Annotated in this window: 13 protein-coding genes and 1 tRNA gene; 5 read left to right on the top strand and 9 right to left on the bottom strand. The window is 49.1% G+C overall.

Annotated elements, in window-relative coordinates; all coding sequences use genetic code 11:
• Positions 1 to 6: 6 nt before the first annotated feature.
• From ABV298_RS23840 to ABV298_RS23830, 3 genes are read right to left on the bottom strand one after another with little or no spacing between them, the layout of a single operon-like run.
• Positions 7 to 396: a hypothetical protein gene (locus ABV298_RS23840; protein ID WP_353718657.1), complete on the bottom strand. Its 390-nt coding sequence runs from the start codon at positions 394 to 396 to the stop codon at positions 7 to 9.
• Positions 393 to 1,586: an FAD-dependent oxidoreductase gene (locus ABV298_RS23835; RefSeq protein ID WP_353718656.1), complete on the bottom strand. Its 1,194-nt coding sequence runs from the start codon at positions 1,584 to 1,586 to the stop codon at positions 393 to 395. The genes ABV298_RS23840 and ABV298_RS23835 overlap by 4 nt, the downstream gene beginning before the upstream one ends.
• Before the next feature lie 7 nt (positions 1,587 to 1,593).
• Positions 1,594 to 1,737, bottom strand: coding sequence for an FAD-dependent oxidoreductase (locus tag ABV298_RS23830; RefSeq protein WP_353718655.1), 144 nt, complete (start codon positions 1,735 to 1,737; stop codon positions 1,594 to 1,596).
• Positions 1,738 to 3,064: 1,327 nt separating this feature from the next.
• Here ABV298_RS23830 and ABV298_RS23825 point away from each other — a divergent pair.
• Positions 3,065 to 4,516, top strand: coding sequence for a recombinase family protein (locus ABV298_RS23825; RefSeq protein WP_353718654.1), 1,452 nt, complete (start codon positions 3,065 to 3,067; stop codon positions 4,514 to 4,516).
• A gap of 156 nt (positions 4,517 to 4,672) precedes the next feature.
• Here ABV298_RS23825 and ABV298_RS23820 read toward each other — a convergent pair whose 3' ends face one another.
• Positions 4,673 to 6,211 carry a Fic family protein gene (locus ABV298_RS23820; RefSeq protein ID WP_353718653.1) on the bottom strand — a complete coding sequence of 513 codons (1,539 nt, stop codon included), beginning with the start codon at positions 6,209 to 6,211 and terminating at the stop codon, positions 4,673 to 4,675.
• Between the two features lie 313 nt (positions 6,212 to 6,524).
• Here ABV298_RS23820 and ABV298_RS23815 point away from each other — a divergent pair, with 313 nt between their 5' ends.
• A complete protein-coding gene (locus tag ABV298_RS23815; protein ID WP_353718652.1) occupies positions 6,525 to 7,901 on the top strand; it encodes a recombinase family protein in 1,377 nt (458 codons plus the stop codon).
• A gap of 138 nt (positions 7,902 to 8,039) precedes the next feature.
• Here the strand turns inward: ABV298_RS23815 and ABV298_RS23810 are convergent.
• From ABV298_RS23810 to ABV298_RS23790, 5 genes are all read right to left on the bottom strand, one after another.
• Positions 8,040 to 8,111, bottom strand: a tRNA-Arg gene (locus ABV298_RS23810).
• A 101-nt stretch (positions 8,112 to 8,212) separates the two neighbouring features.
• Positions 8,213 to 8,884, bottom strand: a complete 672-nt coding sequence (locus ABV298_RS23805) for an NUDIX domain-containing protein (protein WP_353718651.1) — start codon at positions 8,882 to 8,884, stop codon at positions 8,213 to 8,215.
• A 23-nt stretch (positions 8,885 to 8,907) separates the two neighbouring features.
• Positions 8,908 to 9,588 (bottom strand): hypothetical protein, encoded by a 681-nt coding sequence (locus tag ABV298_RS23800; RefSeq protein ID WP_353718650.1) that lies wholly within the window; start codon positions 9,586 to 9,588, stop codon positions 8,908 to 8,910.
• 131 nt (positions 9,589 to 9,719) lie between these two features.
• Entirely contained in the window at positions 9,720 to 11,726 is a 2,007-nt protein-coding gene (gene glgB / locus ABV298_RS23795) for a 1,4-alpha-glucan branching protein GlgB (RefSeq protein ID WP_353718649.1), read from the bottom strand.
• A 126-nt stretch (positions 11,727 to 11,852) separates the two neighbouring features.
• Positions 11,853 to 13,061, bottom strand: a complete 1,209-nt coding sequence (locus ABV298_RS23790; RefSeq protein ID WP_353718648.1) for a dipeptidase — start codon at positions 13,059 to 13,061, stop codon at positions 11,853 to 11,855.
• Between the two features lie 221 nt (positions 13,062 to 13,282).
• Here ABV298_RS23790 and ABV298_RS23785 point away from each other — a divergent pair, with 221 nt between their 5' ends.
• From ABV298_RS23785 to ABV298_RS23775, 3 genes are all read left to right on the top strand, one after another.
• Positions 13,283 to 14,290, top strand: a complete 1,008-nt coding sequence (locus tag ABV298_RS23785) for an alpha/beta hydrolase (RefSeq protein ID WP_353718647.1) — start codon at positions 13,283 to 13,285, stop codon at positions 14,288 to 14,290.
• A gap of 68 nt (positions 14,291 to 14,358) precedes the next feature.
• A complete protein-coding gene (locus tag ABV298_RS23780; protein WP_353718646.1) occupies positions 14,359 to 15,036 on the top strand; it encodes a response regulator transcription factor in 678 nt (225 codons plus the stop codon).
• Positions 15,033 to 16,286, top strand: coding sequence for a HAMP domain-containing sensor histidine kinase (locus tag ABV298_RS23775; RefSeq protein ID WP_353718645.1), 1,254 nt, complete (start codon positions 15,033 to 15,035; stop codon positions 16,284 to 16,286). Before ABV298_RS23780 ends, ABV298_RS23775 begins: the two co-directional genes overlap by 4 nt.
• Positions 16,287 to 16,304: the final 18 nt, after the last annotated feature.

Genomic DNA, 16,304 nt, shown 5'->3' with positions numbered 1-16,304 from the left:
CTAAGCTTACTTCGTTCTATTGACCTTTCCTTTTTGTGTCACCACAATCAGAATGGCAAGAAGTACAAGCTGAACCAGGGAGTCCGCCAAATAGATCTTCGAGATAACACCTGTTGCGGTATAATATATGTCGATGGCCGCAAAAGCAAGCGCCGAGCCTGCCGCAAGTACCGTGGCAACGCGACCGGGAGACTGCGTTGCTGCAAGTAAGGTGACACCAATCGAGCAAGACAGCAGTCCAACCATTTTTACGAGCCAAAGGTCCGTTTTTTCCCCGGTCACCCACATAAAACTCTCTATGTGTATTACAGGCCAGATACCTGACCCGATATAATAGCAGCCCTGGATGAAGAATAGGCGCCGCATAGTTGCCTTTGTCGATTTTTTAGGTTTCATGTATTCCGGTCTTGGTCTAGGATGATGTGCGCGGCCTGTTTCCCGGAATACACCGCCCCTTCCATGGTAGCCAAGTAACGCTGTCTGGTGTAATCTCCGGCGAGGACAAGTCCTTTCACCGCTGTTCGTTGTTCGGGTTTCAGTGCTTCGGCACCGGGCACTAACGCATAAAAATCTTCGGCCTCAATGACTATCCGTGAATCTAGGATGGTATTCCTAATATGGATGTCAATCGCTTCAAGATCGGCAGTGACCCGCTGCAAAATGGTTTCTTTGTCCAAATTGACAAACTGTTCAGGTGGTGTCAAGATAATTGATAGGCGTCCTTTTGACGCTTTAAACGTGCTGCCGGCTTGTTCAGAAAAGCTTGCAAGGCAGGTCTGTGGCGCAAAGGTGGTCCTGTCCTTTGGCATGCATCTCTGAGAAAGCTCAATTTGAATGGTGACAGAAGGCATCGTTTGCAGTTTCAGCATTGTAGAAAAAGAAGGATAATGGGGTACCAGATCTGCGAGCAACCTTTGTGCCGGGGCCAGAGATGTAGCCAAAACCACACTGTCAGCATCATACCGCCGGCCAGCCACGATCACACCGGTTGCTTGACCGTCCTTAATGACAAGTTCATCGACAGGGGAAGACAGGAAGATCTCACCACCCAGTTTTTGAATATACTCTCCGATTGGTGCGGCCATTACCTCCGTCATTCCGCCGTTGAAGGCACCGACTCGATTCCGGTAGGAGCGGTGCAGGAATGGCAGAAACAGACCAAAGAAAACAAACGCTGAATACTTATCTGGCTGCAAAAAGAACAGACCCGCAGAGAGTGGCGTCAGAAGTTTCGTCACAATATCCTCAGGCAAGCGTTTTTGCTGCGCATATTCCAGTATCGTCAGTCCATCCATCACTGTTGGCTGGCGGGCGGTTTTCCACAAACCGGAAACGAAGAAGCGAAGGATTAGCAATTTCTGGCGTGAAGAAAATATATGGGAATTGCCGAAAATGCTCTTTAAAGTTCGGAAGGGACTAAAAAGCGGTGCCAATCCGAAGGTGCCACAGATGCCTCCTTTGAGCCGGATAATAATTTCATCCTCCCAGTAAAACAGCTTATCAATATCAATTCCGGCTCTTTTGAGCAAGGCAGGCATTTCTTTATAAAAGCCCAGGTATCTGTGTAGGCCGGACTCGACCATCATACCACCCTCATTCCATGAGCTCGTCCGCCCCCCCAAGGCAGGCCCTGGCTTCAAACAGCTGGACTGCTGCACCGTTCTCACAAAGATGTACAGCCGTGCTAAGTCCGGCAAGGCCTCCTCCAATTACGATCACCTGCTTTCTTTTCTGCATATCGGTTGCCATTTTGATCTAACATTTTTTCAGGGCTTTGTTAGCTAAAATGATTGTGCCGGAACAGAACTTACCTTTCGAATTAGGTTGGAGGCATGCGATCGACAAGTCTCGGGAAATTTCTGCAAATGCTTGGCATTGCTCTCCGAAACGGGAAATGGCCGGTGCAATTGATACCTGGAAACAAGCGCCTCGGCGACAGCATTGAAAAACGAAGGTCCCGGAATACCTGGGACCAAAGTAAGGTGATAATTGAGTTTCCGTGGAAGTTCAACGCTTCCCAAATATGTGCTGTCCTTCGGCGTGGCGGACACCTTAGTGAGTCGGCCTTCCGGCACTCCATACTCTCTGTAAGGAAAACCTTCCAATTTGATTAACACATTTTTGCCCGGCCCTGATTTTCCCGAGATTAGTCTGCCGAATCGATAGTATCCCGGCCACCGCCCCGCCGGCCGGCCCTATTGTCTGAAATTCCTGCCCGGCAATAAGCTGCCGTTTCAACTGCGAACGTGCTGAAAAAGATATTTGCTCGAAAACAAGTGCCACTAGAACATTTTTCTGTTTCCACTCCCCTACACCTGTCTATTTCGGAGATGACGGAAATCACTGTTAGGTATAAAAAAAAAGCAGCTATACAATTGTCTGCTCTTCATTGATGCCAACAGCCTGTCCCGGACTTGATTTTATCCTCGGGAGCTTCAACGCCTTCTTTCCGGGCAGATCCGCCTGTTTCTTGGCCCCTTAACTAATTGGACAGAATTATCAGAACAGTCATGTCCTCGTTCCGATTAGCCCCATTTAATATTGCAATCACCAGTAAACAAATCGGACGGCTTCGGCCGTCCGATTCGACACAGAGGACCGTAATTCGATCGTACAAGTCACTCTGTTAAGGTCGCCGACACAGAAAACGAAAGCAGCGGTTTCTGCAAGAATAGGCCTGACAAGCGGTTCCCTTACCCCTTTTTGCACTTTGACTAAGATGCCGAGAAATTGGACAACCTGTAGAGATTGCTTGAACCCTTACACCATCCCACCCAAAATGCATTGTGGACAGGTCAAATAAACTGTAGTTGACTAAATTCACCTGAGGCAGGCCACTCGTCGAGTGGTCAAATATCACCGTACGAATACATTTCACAAACTTGATCGTCATTGAACGTGTGGAGATTTCACTATTCGCAGCGACTACCTGGTCTGAAGTATAAATGAGGAGAAATGGAGAAACTGGAAAAGGCACAGCAGCGAAGAAACCAGGAAACGGAGGAAGCATTTGTAAATTTGATTGCCTCGACATTGGTTGAATCTTTCTTTAAAAAAGTGAATCATGAAAAGAGGAATAGCATATCTGAGAATATCCAACGATCGTCAGAGCAACCACAGCATCGCCGGTCAGCAAATGATGGTCCAAAGCTGGTGTGAGAGAAATGAGGTGGAAATCGTCGATGTATTCAAGGACGTGGGTTTCAGCGCTCGCAACTTCGACAGACCCGACTTTAAAAGACTGTACCGTTTTATTGAGCAGCATTACCGGACAGTCGATCATCTTCTCGTATTCGCGTTTGACAGATTCAGCCGGGATGCGGGTGAAGCCATCCTCGCCATTAAGAAATTGCAACGTCAATTTGCCATAAAGGTCGTCAGCGTGTCCGAGGGCGTTACTTTTGATGCCGACGACCCAGGCAGCTTTTTCTACGCGGGCCTTATGCTGCTCAAAGGTGAAGACGAAATCATACGCAATAAAGTTAGAATCAATCTGGGCATATACACCGCAAAGAAAAAGTATGGTCGTTACTTGGGGGCCGCCCCGTTTGGGTACAGAAACGAAAGGGATGAAAACAGAAAGCCGATCATAGTTCCCGACACGGAGTCTAGCGAGATTGTCAAGTTCATTTACCGACAGTTTCTAATGAACGTTCCTATTTATTTGATCAGAAAAGAAATAACCCAACTTGGATTTAAACTACAAGGTAACAGCGCGATTCACAGGATACTGCAAAACCCTGTTTACTGTGGTCTGCTCCGCGTTAAAGCCTACCGAGAACACCCCGATGAGCTCGTCAAAGGAATCCACCAACCGATCATCGATGATATCACCTGGCAGCAAGTCCAGGACCGGTTTAAACCATTGCGACCGCATGTTCAGCTTTCAGATGACTTGCCGTTGCGAGGTGTTCTAAAATGCCACTGCGGGTTATATCTGACCGGCGCAGCTTCAAGGGGAAAAGCTGGCAATTACTATTTTTACTACAAATGCAAAATACGAGGCCATAACAATATCTCGGCTATCAAAGCTCATGACCAATTTCAAAAGCTGCTCACTCAATTGGATTTGACTCCCGAAGTGATCAGGGCCATTGAAAAGACCTCGGTTGAGATGTTTGAGAGAAAGTTGAATGCAGACCGTCAATTGCTTAAAATCAAGACATCCGACTATGAAGCCGTGAAGAAAAAGCTTTACAGTATCGAGGAAAAATGGATTAATAACCAGATTTCGCATGAGACATATTCTCGATGGCATTCAGAGTTAAATACCCAGCGCCAAGTGCTAAGGGAAAATATCGACAATTTGAGTCAGACTCAAAGCGAAATCACCAGGAATTTCAAGCTGCACTTGCGCAAGTCTCTTCACATGCGACATTTATATGAATTGGCTGCTACGCCTGCAAAACACCAGATTGTCCGGATGATATTTGGTAACCAGCTTTACTATGAAAAAGGTAGTTACCGAACGCCCCACATTTTTTACATTTTCAAAGATCAGCTACCGTTGCGGTAATGAGCATAGCTGTCTTTTAAGCCAACTTAAGTCAAGTTCCCCTATATGTCAGGTACAGCGCAATGTCAATTTGTTGCTAACATTAGCATAACACAGAACTGTTGCGCGAGCACCTCCATTACATTTATTTGTTACTCATGAGAGCCAAGAGGTATTTCAGGTAACGCGCCCCCCCTTTAATCCCTTCTTAACCAATTTTGCTATAAATTCAGTAAACTCTGTGATATCCTGGTTAACGCTTGCCTTTTCAAGCGCTTGCATATAGCTCTTCCGCTGCCCGAGCGGTACAATTGTCCAGGGATATCCGCCTGAGGCGAGCATTACATTCATTAAAAACCTTCCGATCCTTCCGTTCCCGTCCATATAAGGATGAATGTAAACAAAGATAAAATGTCCAAGCACCGCTCTTACGCACGCCTCCTTTTCTTCTTTCAACAAATCGAAAAGTAGGGGCATCGTATCGCGGACGGCATCTCTGTTCAGGGGTACGTGCATGGAATTTCGTATATAGACCTGTCCGTTACGATATCCGGCTAGATCACTTGCTCTTAACAAGCCCGCTGTTACACTCGGTGCAAATAACTCCCTGTACCAGACACGATGGTCATTATCCAAAACTTCGCCGGGATTATCTCCTTTTAAAATCTCAGCGATGCTACTCTTTACCGCTACAAACGCTTGCCAGTAGCCCCGGGCAGCCAATGCATTCTTCTGATCGTAATCGGCCTGAATATTGTCAGGATTCCACTCCCCCTTACGAACCCTTTCAATCAGCTCCGGTGTAACGTGATATCCTTCGATTGAAAGCGAATGGTAAGCATCCGTTACGAAAATATCGTCCACAGTTTTCAGATATTCGTCCGGATCAGTCGGACCGCCAGGCGGAACTGGAAAGCCGGCAATCACCGTTTCACGCATTTGATGCCACATGAGCCTGACGCGGTTAACGTAAGGGGAAATCTCACGGAACGAAAACACCGATGACAATTTATCTTCAAACGGGTCATGCTCACGGGTGTCATAGCCAGCAGCTCTCATCGTCTCTATAATCTGGTCGGCAATACGGCCGTTACCAATATTGCGAAAAGCCCCGGCAAGTCGCCCTGCGACTACACTGTGCCCGCCATCAAGCAACAAGGCAAGTAAATCTGATCCATCCCGAACCATGGATAATGCCGTGCGTGCATCCGTTGAACTGCTTGTAAAATAACCAGGGGGAGTCGAGATCAGCGCAGATTCCAAGGAATACAATCTCAGCCCTTCTAATTCTATCATTTGACCTTTCGCGGGTAACGCTAACCGAAAGTCAAAAATAGATGTATCGTAGGGCAGATTGAGCACGTTGTTATGTGCGAGTGGCGATCTTACCAGGAGTTGCCGGGGAACCTTTCGATTAGCTCCATGTATTGACAAAGACTGCTCGGGAGACAATATCCAGTCTTGGCCAAAACGACTGTTTAGATAGGCAGCGCAAAAGTGCCAAAATGACGTGTACCATCCGGTAGTATCCCCTTCTACGTCTTCTGGCCGGGATGGCATATACCAACCTTTGATCACTTCCCGTAAGAAACCATTTTTCAGTAGCCGTTCTCGGTGGGTTCGACTAAGTTCACCGGTTCGTATGACCGTTTTATGCTCCTGTAACTTGTGAAGAGCCTCTAATGAATCTGCCAGTTTTTCGGACGGTGTAGCCACATTAACTTCGTTTTTGCTGTTGTATTATTCTTCGTTCTTCACGAAGTACAAAAAATCGTTTTTTTTGATGCACTAAATTTCGTTTTAATTGTCGAACATTCATAACTTAGCGCGAGAAGAATTGCGATGACATGCATTCTACGGACCTAACAAATCGCTGCCGCCAAAGTTGAAAAAGGAATAAGAACCATTGTCCAACCACTACAGCGATCACAACCCTATCGATAACCCGATTCAGGGTACAGGAAAATAAAACTGAAAAGCATAAAATTCATTAAATTGAAATTGTCTTGGGACCTTTATTTCAGAATTCATGAAACGGGCAATCAGATATTTGCGCTTTAGCCAGGTGGGCCAAAGTAACAGCTCAATCGAACGACAAGAACTGTATACCGACCAGTGGCTTAAAGTCAACGGTGTGGAACTTGTTGACACATTCATTGACCGGGGCAAGAGCGCCAAAACCTTCGATCGCCCGGACTTCATCAAGCTTCAACAGTTCATTGCCAAACATTTCAGGCATGTCGACTATTTACTGGTCGATCAACTGGACCGATTCAGCCGCGATGCAGGGGAAGCAATGAGCATGGTTAAAAACCTGCAGAGAAAATACAATATTCAAGTTGTCAGCGTCTCAGAAGGAATCACTTTTGACTATGACACTCCTGGAAGCTTTTTTAGGGCAGGTCTGCAATTACTCCTTGCTGAGGAGGACAATATAAATAGAAGCATCAAGGTAAGAGGAGGACTTTATACTGCTAAGGCAAAAGAGGGGCGCTATGTATATAGTCATGCGCCATTCGGATATAAAAAGGAAGGCGAACGCAAACAAAGGCGTTTGGTCATCGATGAAAGGGAAGCCCCAATTATCAGGTATATCTTCGAGGCTTATCTTAAAAATGTTCCTTTGTACCTGATCAAGAAGCAAGCGCGTCTGCTGGGGCATGATCGGAAGGGAAATATGGCCATCGAGAGAATCCTTTCAAATCCGGCCTACGCAGGAATGCTGTATGCAGAACCTTTCAAAGAATATCCCGGAGGTTTATTTCCTGCCACGCACGAACCCATTATAGACTGGGCAAGTTGGCAGTTGGTTCAACGCAAGATGAAAAAGCCCTCGAAACAAAGAACAGTAATCGACGACGAAATTCCGCTAAGAGGACTTCTCAGGTGCCATTGCGGACAACCGTTAACGGGCGCAGCTTCTCGTGGCAAATCGGGGAAATACTTTTACTACTACAAATGTAAATTTACCGGGCACAACAACATCAGTGCAAAAAAGGCCCATGAGCAGTTACTGGCTGCGTTGAGTTTAATGAGCCTTTCTGCCGCCCGTTTGAAATCGGTCATGAATAGCTGCCAGCAAACGATTGACAAGCAACGCCAATCAAATCTGCTACTTGTGGCTGAGAAGAAAAAGCTTCTGGAGCAAACCCAGGCAAAATTATTGACCGTCGAAGAAAAATGGATCAAAAATGAAATTAAACGCGATACCTACCAGAGATGGCATTCAGAGTACACATTCGAAATTACCAGCCTGAAGGCGGCCATTGGTTTGTTAGGTAAGGGCCAAAATGAAGCATCTTTGAAAATCAAAAGAAGCCTGCACCTGTTAACCGATATTCCGGAAATTTTTGCCAGTGCTAACAGCTTGCAAAAAAAGAGAGGTTATTTCTCTGGTGTTCGATAACAATCTTTACTATGAAAATGGCACCTATCGAACACCTACCATGATGGAACTACTCACCCATAATACATTGAAAATGAAGCAAAAAGAACTACTCATTTTCAATAAAAAAGAGGGATTTCACGAAGAAATCCCTCCAAGTGCACCCGAAGGGATTCGAACCCCTATCGATGGTACCGGAAACCATAATTCTATCCATTGAACTACGGGTGCGCTTGTTGGCTTTTAGGCCTTATTGGGGTGCAAATATAGCTCCTATTTTGAATCTTGACCAAATCAGGCCCTATTTTGTTTGTAAATTTTTGCTGCCGGAATCACAACTTTTTCAGTAACTCCCAGTCGCCCACGCTCTTCAGATAAAGATAATCCAGCAACACGCCGTTTACGTTCGTGATCAGTTTGTGGCCCTCTTCGAAAGGTACAACGTAGGTTTTGATGTATTCGTGGTCCGATAACAGGCCCTGGACGGTATCGTGATAGGACCGGATCGCTTCCGAAGTGAGTTCCAGCTCGCAATAAAACATGTACATGGCCTCGTCGCTGGTGCCGGTCGAGGGGTAGAAGGGCTCGCTGTTAACACTGATCAGCTGCGATTTATCGACGGCAATACCGGTTTCCTCGAAAACTTCGCGTGCGGCTACGGAGGCGGCATCGCTTTCGCTGTCGAGCATGCCGGCAGGGTGCTCGTAGGTCATCGAGCCGTCGCAGATGCGGCGTTGCTGCACCAGAAGAAGGTATTTTTCCCTGGAAACCACATCGATGAAACAGACCAGAACACTCACCACCTCGCCTTTCAAAAAGCAAATGGGCGGGATTTTATTCCCTTCGGGCGTAGTGGCGTCGGTGTACAGCAGCGAGAACAGCACTTCGCCATGACCGTTGCGGCGTGTATAAAGTTCGTCTATCCTGTGGATATCCAGACCGTTCGCTGTCAGCCGGTTTTTCCAGAGGTTATATTTATGGGAATCCGTCAGATTCTCTGCCATAAGCCAATGAGTATATCGGTGATTTAGTTATATAGCGGAAACGCCAACGCCACGTAAGGAACGCCATAGGTGGTCGAGTAGCGCGTCTGCCGGTTGATGAGCTTTTCGGGCGAGGCGTACGTTACCCGGCCATGCACAAAGGCTACTTTTACGCCTATCCGGTCGGTAATCCAAAAACGGACATATGCTTCCGACTGCCCGTTTTGTTTGTCCATGAAAAGCGGTAATGCGTTCAGCGTGGCCGGGCCGCTTTTCAGGTACGAATTATAATGGTCGCCGCCCTTCCCGGATAGCCCGCCGCCGGCGTATAGCGCGCTGCGTTTCAAACCGAACGCGATGCCGAAAAGATCAGTGTTTGCGCCGATATCGAATTTCCATAGCCTGACATTAGCCCCCAGCAGGAAACTGGCGCCGTTCGTTGAGATTTTTCCGAACTTAAGCGTATCCGCGTTGAGGGCGCTGGTTTTGGGAAGCATATCGGTGCGGCCGGCATAATAGCCCCAGCCGCGCACGCCCCAGCCTATCCTGAACCATGGGAAGTTACTGAGACTCAACTCCTGATGATATGTAACGGATGGCACCCAAACTTTGTCCTGATAGCCCAGGCCAAGGTCGATGCCAGATGTAACGCGGGAGAAATCCTGAGAAAATGATTTTACTGAAATAAAAAAAACAAAAAGTACTACTAATCGAATGCTTTTCATTGGCCCGTGATGTTTTGATCGGCAAAGGTAAAAAAATAAGGCAGAGACCTGAGCCTCTGCCGCAAGATCATCGGTGAATTAAGTAAACGGCAGACACGCATAAGCCATTTCATCGTTGCCTGTCTGCCGAACTATTTTTGTTTCTGTGCCACTTTCCGAAGCACGACAGCACCCAGCGGTGGCAGATCGAGGATCAGCGAATGGGCCTTCCCGTGCCACTGGTGCACTTGTGCGGTCACCGGATCGTAATTGATGATGCCGCTTCCGCCGAATTGTTCCGCGTCCGAATTGAATATCTCCTGCCAGGTTCCCTCCGAAATAACGCCTACACGGTAACCTTTTCGCGGCACCGGTGTGAGATTGAGCGCGATAATAAGGTTGCGCGACGGGTCCGAGGATTTTCTTGCGTACACCAGCACCGAATTTTCCCGGTCCTGGGTATCGATCCATTCAAAGCCGTCATGCGAGAATGAGTAGTCGAAAAGTGCCGGCTCTTCCTTGTAAAGCCTGTTCAGCGCTTTTACACATTCGCTCATGCCCTTATGCGGCGCAAATTCGAGCAAATGCCAGTCGAGACTCTGCTGGAAGTTCCATTCCGAAGTCTGCCCGAACTCCCCGCCCATAAACATCAGCTTCGTGCCCGGGTGGGTGAACATATACGTGAACATCAGGCGCAGGTTCGCAAACCGCTGCCATTCATCGCCCGGCATCTTGTTGATCAGCGATTTCTTGCCATACACCACCTCGTCGTGCGAGAATGGGAGCATAAAATTTTCAGAAAACGCATATACCAGACTGAAAGTGAGCTGGTCCTGATGCCACTTTCTGAATGTGGGGTCTTTTTCGAAATACTTCAAAGTATCGTTCATCCAGCCCATCATCCACTTCATACCGAAGCCCAGGCCTCCCACAAAAACAGGCCGCGATACGCCCGGGAATGCGGTCGATTCCTCGGCAATGGTTTGTATGTCGGGGAATTCGGTATAAACGGCCACGTTCATTTCCCGCAGGAGCGATATCGCTTCCAGGTTCTCCCTGCCGCCAAATTCGTTCGGGATCCATTCCCCGTGCTTGCGGGAATAATCCAGGTAGAGCATCGAGGCCACCGCATCCACGCGCAAGCCGTCGGAATGATACCGGTCGAGCCAGAAAATAGCGTTACTGATCAAAAACGAGCGGACCTCATTTCTGCCATAATTGAAAATATAGCTTTTCCAGTCGGGATGGTAACCTTTGCGCGGGTCTTCATGCTCGTAAAGCGCCGTGCCGTCGAAACGGAACAGGCCGTGCAAATCACCCGGGAAATGCGAAGGTACCCAGTCCATATACACGCCGATGCCCGCCTGGTGCAACTGGTCGACCAGGTACATCAGTTCCTGCGGCGTGCCCATGCGCGACGAGCATGAAAAATAGCCTGTTATCTGGTACCCCCACGACGGCGCATAGGGATGTTCCATCACCGGCATAAACTCCACGTGCGTAAAGCCCATTTCCTTTACATAGGGCACCAGGCCCGCCGCGATTTCCTTGTAGGTCAAATGCCGCTCGGGGTTCGACGGGTCGCGCTGCCAGGAGCCCAGATGCACTTCATAGACGGAGATCGGTGCGTTCAGCTTGTTCTTTTCCTTGCGCACCTTCATCCATTCGGCGTCCCCCCATTCATACCAGGTATCCCAAACGATGGAAGCCGTCCTAGGCGCTACCTCGCACCAGAGCGCAAAAGGGTCCGACTTTTCGAGATGCTGCCCGTTCTGTGAGATAATGTAGTATTTGTAAACCTCTCCTACCCCCACATTCGGTATCCAGCCTTCCCAAATTCCCGAACTGTCCCACCGGGGCGCCAGCGAATGACTGCCGTGGTTCCAGCCATTGAAGTTCCCTATCACCGACAGGTAGGTCGCGTTGGGTGCCCAAACCGCGAAATAGGTCCCTACCACCCCGTTAACCTCCATCACATGCGAGCCCAGCTTATCGTAAAGCTTGTAATGCTTTCCCTGACGGAACAGGTGTATATCGAAGTCTGTAAAACGGCTAATTGTTTCCACAGCATTCACCGATTGGGCCGCGACAGGGATGCCGGCGTCTTCGGCGGGATCGATGGTTGCGTTTGTTTTTTTCTTTCCGGTTGACTTAGCCATTTGTAATTCTTCAATTAAGTGTAATCTGTTCGAGGACGTAAGATTTACAATTTTATTAAACTATTTATTAAAATGTATATATTTTTTAGTCCTCCTTTAACGTCCGGGACGCCGCTAAAAACGGGATCAGAGATTACCGGCGACCCTTTCTGCCTGATCCAGAACACGCATGATGTTGCCGCCCCAGATCTTTTCGATATCCTGCGCAGAATAACCTCTTTTGACCAGTTCCTCCGTAATGGCGCCGATTTGGCTCACATCCTGCAAGCCTATTACCTCCCCGCCGCCATCCATATCCATGCCAATGCCTACGTGGTCCACGCTGGTAAGCCGGATAACGTGCTCGATATGGTCAACCGCGTCCTGCACGGTTGGCATATCCGACTTATACTTCTCGCCTATCGCCTTCATCTCATCGCGCAGCGCCTGCTTGTCCGCATCGGAGAGGTCGGTCTGACGGATCTTTAACCGTAAGGCTTTCAGCGACATTTCATGCGGTTCCGAAGGTTTTTTCACAAAGCCCGGCACAAAGTTGATCTGGATTACGCCGCCATTTTTGGCCAGTGTTTTGATCATATCGTCGGTCATATTCCGCGGCACGTCGCACAATGTCCTGCACGATGAATGGGAAGCGATCACAGGTGCTTTCGTAAGTTTGATCACGTCGTAAAAAGTCGAGTCGGAAACGTGCGAAATGTCCACCATAATACCCAGTCGGTTCATTTCTTTCACCACTTCCTCCCCGAATTTGCTCAATCCGTTGTGCTCGGGGCCGTCGCCGTCGGTTGAAGAGTCGCAAATATCGTTGTTCAGCGAATGCGAAAGGGTAACGTAGCGCAGCCCGAGATCATAGTAGAATTTAAGATTGGACAAATCCCTGCCGATAGGCCAGCCGTTTTCCATACCGATGAAAACGGCGCGCTTGCCTTCTTTTTGAAGTCGATAGGCGTCTTTGGACGTCGTAGCCAATCCACAAACGGCCGGATTGGCTTTCACCGCTTCGTGTATCTTGTCAAAAATGGCGAGTGCTTTCTTTTTGGCTTCGGCGTTGGCTTCCTCGGTACGCTTGCCCTGGCCGAGATACACGGCGAAAAACATTCCGTCCATTCCACCCCGGATCATCCGGGGGAAATCGATCTGGGAGCGGTCCTTTTCAAAATCGTGTTCGACGGCCACATCGAAGCCGGGTTTCATCATATTGATAGGCACGTCGGCGTGGGTGTCGATGGTCAGCGCGGCCTCGTGGATCCTCCTGGCCTTGTCCGACATCACAGGTGGTGCGAGTTGCGCGTGCGTGAACGCAGGAACGAGTAACAGCAGTAAAAATCTTTTCATTTTTGGGAATAATTGGTGATTGGTAAAGGAATATTTGCTGTTTATAAGTTGATCCTTTTTTTCCGGATTATCAATTGTGCCGCCGCTTTCCCTGCTATTTTCCAAAATATCCTGCGCAGGATTCTATGAAAACTTTTAACCGATATGTCGCGCCGCGTTACGCAAAGTTGCCGGGAGGTATTACAGGTTTTATATTTACGCCTGATTTGCGAAAACTCCCTATGAAACACCGCCTCGTTGCTCTCCTCATCGTGATTTCCGCCGGCGCAGCCCAGGCGCAGGTCACCTATTTTGCAGATTTGATGGGCAAAGGCTTCAAACAGGCGACGATCGTGCAGCCCTCCGATTACGAAGGCAGCGTAACCTGCACCATCATTCGGAAAACTACACCGGAAAAAAGTACCAAAGCGGTACTTTACGTTCACGGTTTCAACGACTATTTCTTCCAGGAGGAAATGGCCGAGCGGTACATCCGGGAAGGTTTCAATTTTTACGCCGTCGATCTGCGCAAATGCGGGCGGTCGTGGCTGAGCCATCAGAAATTCAATAACGTAAGGGACCTTTCCGAATATTACGCCGATATCGACACGGCATTGGCGGTTATCAAAAGCGAAGGAAACGGGAAGGTGCTTCTGAGCGGGCATTCCCTCGGGGGGCTGGTCGTATCGCTCTATGCAAGCGAACGGACAGGCCGCGAGCAATTCGACGCGGTGCTGCTCAATAGCCCGATGTTTGCATTAAATATCAAATCCGGTCTTAAAAAAACAGCCCTGCCGTTGCTTCTTAAACGGGCCGAAAAACATCCGGAAACGAACTTCGACCTGGGCCTGAACCCGCTTTATGGCGAGAGCCTGCACATTACCGCGCATGGCGAATGGTCGTACAGCCTGGGCTTGAAGCCATTCATCGCCCCTCCGGTAAATCTGGGTTGGATACGGGCGGTACATAACGGCCAGGAGCGCGTTTCCCAGGGCATTCAAATCGATAAACCCGTACTGGTACTGCACTCGGCCAAATCCATCGACGAAAAGAAATGGAGCGATGTTTTCTTCGCCGGCGACGCGGTGCTGAATGTGGAGGACATCGCCCGGCAGGCGCAGAACATCATCGGACAATACAGCATCCAGGCGGTTCAGGGCGGCATGCACGATCTGGTGCTTTCCAAACAGCCCGTCCGCGACGAAGTGTACTCCACCATCTTTAACTGGGCAAAGCGGACGGTGAAATAGCCCCGCAGGAATTGCGACTTCAGATTTCCTCCAGAATTCGTAGTTTCATTTGCACAAAAGACCTAGCTATGAAACTGCTGCTCATTGAAGACGAAAAAGCACTTGCCACCAGCATCCAGAACTATTTTCAGCGCGAAAACTTCATTTGCGAATGGGCAGCGGATTACCGGACGGCCGTAGAGAAGATCAATATTTACCGTTACGACTGCGTGCTGATCGATCTGATGCTGCCCGATGGCGATGGTCTCGATGCCGTCCGGGAGCTCAAACGCAATTATCCCGAAACCGGCATCATCATTATCTCCGCCAAAAACTCGCTCGACGACCGCATTACCGGCCTGAATCTGGGCTCGGACGATTACCTTACCAAACCTTTTCACCTTTCGGAGCTCAATGCGCGCGTGCAAGCCGTCATACGCAGGCGGAATTTTCAGGGAAGCCAGCAGATCCGTTTCGGCAAAATCCAGATCGAGCCGCAGGAGCATCTGGTGCTCGTCGACGGGCACGAAATTATCCTCACGCGCAAGGAATATGACCTTCTGGTGTATCTGATCGCCAATAAAAACCGCGTACTTACCAAGGAGTCCATCGCCGAGCACCTCTGGGGCGACGATGCCGATCTGATGGACAATTTCGATTTTATATACACACACATCAAAAACCTGCGGAAAAAGCTCATGGATAAAGGCTGCCCCGATTACTTGAAATCCATCTACGGCGTAGGCTATAAATTCAGCGAACAATGAAACTGCTGGAACGCATCCTGAAATACCAGATCATTACCTCGCTTTGCGTGCTTACCCTGGGAGCGATTCTTTTTTATTTTTCCGTGAATTACCTGATCAACCAGGAGGTAAACAAGGAACTGATGCACAGCAGGACGAAGGTCAGCTGGCAGCTGCGGCACATCGACGAGCTGCCGGTGTACATCCTGCAACTGGGCGACAGCCTCCAGCTGGAACCGGTCCGCTCGCCGGGGCATACGGTGCTTGTCGAACGGAAGCTGTTCAATCAGTTCGAAAACGAATACCAGCCTTACCGGCAACTTATTTTTTACGAGCGCGTGGAGGGCACCTGGTACCGTGTGACGATCAGCAAGCTGCTGGCCCAGCGCCGGCAATTGCTCGAAGCGGTGGTGATGACCGTGACATTCATCGTAGCCTTGCTGCTGATTTCACTGCTCATCCTCAACAGCTGGCTGTCCCGCCGGCTCTGGCGGCCGTTTTACAAGACATTGCGCGCCCTGGACTCCTACCAACTCGAAAAGCACGAGGTATTGACCTTTTCGAGACAGCATACCATCGAATTCGAACAACTGAATCAGTCGGTAACACAATTTACCGACCGGCTGGCGGCCACTTACCAGAACCTGAAAGAATTTACCGAAAACGCGTCGCATGAAATCCAGACGCCGCTCGCGGTGATTTTGTCCAAAATCGAGGGGCTGTTTCAGGACGAAAGCCTGAAAGAATCCCAGCTGGTTGCGCTTTCGGAGATCAGCGAAGCGGCAAACCGGCTCGCCAGGCTCAACCAGGCATTGCTACTATTGACAAAAATTGAAAACCGGCAGTTTCTGGCCGGAACCGAGCCGATCGATCTGGCGCCGATTATCAACCGGAAACTCCGCGACCTGGAAGATCTGATCGAGCAGCGGGGAATTACCGTAAAAACCAGCGCGGAAGCGACAGGCCCGGTCATGCACCCGGCATTGGCCGAAGTACTGGTGAATAACCTGCTGACGAACGCGATCCGTTACAATATTCAGGGCGGTACTATTGAAGTCACGCTTACGGCGGGCAAACTGATCGTCCGAAATACGGGCACGCCGATCCACATCGATCCGGAGCTGCTTTTCGAACGGTTTCGTAAAGAGGGTACGCATTCGGCATCTTTAGGACTGGGATTGGCATTGGCAAAAACGATCTGCCAGGTGAACGGACAAACGCTTACTTACAAAACAGACGGTCCGTGGCACATTCTGACGGTGGACTGGTAGCAGAATACAAGGATTTTC

Origin of the sequence: Dyadobacter sp. 676 (genome assembly GCF_040448675.1) — a bacterium.
Lineage (GTDB): Bacteria > Bacteroidota > Bacteroidia > Cytophagales > Spirosomataceae > Dyadobacter.
Note: the sequence above shows the minus strand (reverse complement) of the source record. Positions and strands in the feature narration are given on the sequence as shown.

Bases quoted from the DNA above. Each gene is read 5' to 3' on its own strand.
- ABV298_RS23785 (WP_353718647.1), top strand. From the start codon at position 13,283: ATGAAACACCGCCTCGTTGCTCTCCTCATCGTGATTTCCGCCGGCGCA.
- ABV298_RS23775 (WP_353718645.1), top strand. From the start codon at position 15,033: ATGAAACTGCTGGAACGCATCCTGAAATACCAGATCATTACCTCGCTT.
- ABV298_RS23830 (WP_353718655.1), bottom strand. From the start codon at position 1,737: ATGCAGAAAAGAAAGCAGGTGATCGTAATTGGAGGAGGCCTTGCCGGA.
- glgB (WP_353718649.1), bottom strand. From the start codon at position 11,726: ATGGCTAAGTCAACCGGAAAGAAAAAAACAAACGCAACCATCGATCCC.
- ABV298_RS23805 (WP_353718651.1), bottom strand. From the start codon at position 8,884: ATGGCAGAGAATCTGACGGATTCCCATAAATATAACCTCTGGAAAAAC.
- ABV298_RS23840 (WP_353718657.1), bottom strand. From the start codon at position 396: ATGAAACCTAAAAAATCGACAAAGGCAACTATGCGGCGCCTATTCTTC.
- ABV298_RS23835 (WP_353718656.1), bottom strand. From the start codon at position 1,586: ATGATGGTCGAGTCCGGCCTACACAGATACCTGGGCTTTTATAAAGAA.
- ABV298_RS23815 (WP_353718652.1), top strand. From the start codon at position 6,525: ATGAAACGGGCAATCAGATATTTGCGCTTTAGCCAGGTGGGCCAAAGT.
- ABV298_RS23800 (WP_353718650.1), bottom strand. From the start codon at position 9,588: ATGAAAAGCATTCGATTAGTAGTACTTTTTGTTTTTTTTATTTCAGTA.
- ABV298_RS23790 (WP_353718648.1), bottom strand. From the start codon at position 13,061: ATGAAAAGATTTTTACTGCTGTTACTCGTTCCTGCGTTCACGCACGCG.
- ABV298_RS23780 (WP_353718646.1), top strand. From the start codon at position 14,359: ATGAAACTGCTGCTCATTGAAGACGAAAAAGCACTTGCCACCAGCATC.
- ABV298_RS23825 (WP_353718654.1), top strand. From the start codon at position 3,065: ATGAAAAGAGGAATAGCATATCTGAGAATATCCAACGATCGTCAGAGC.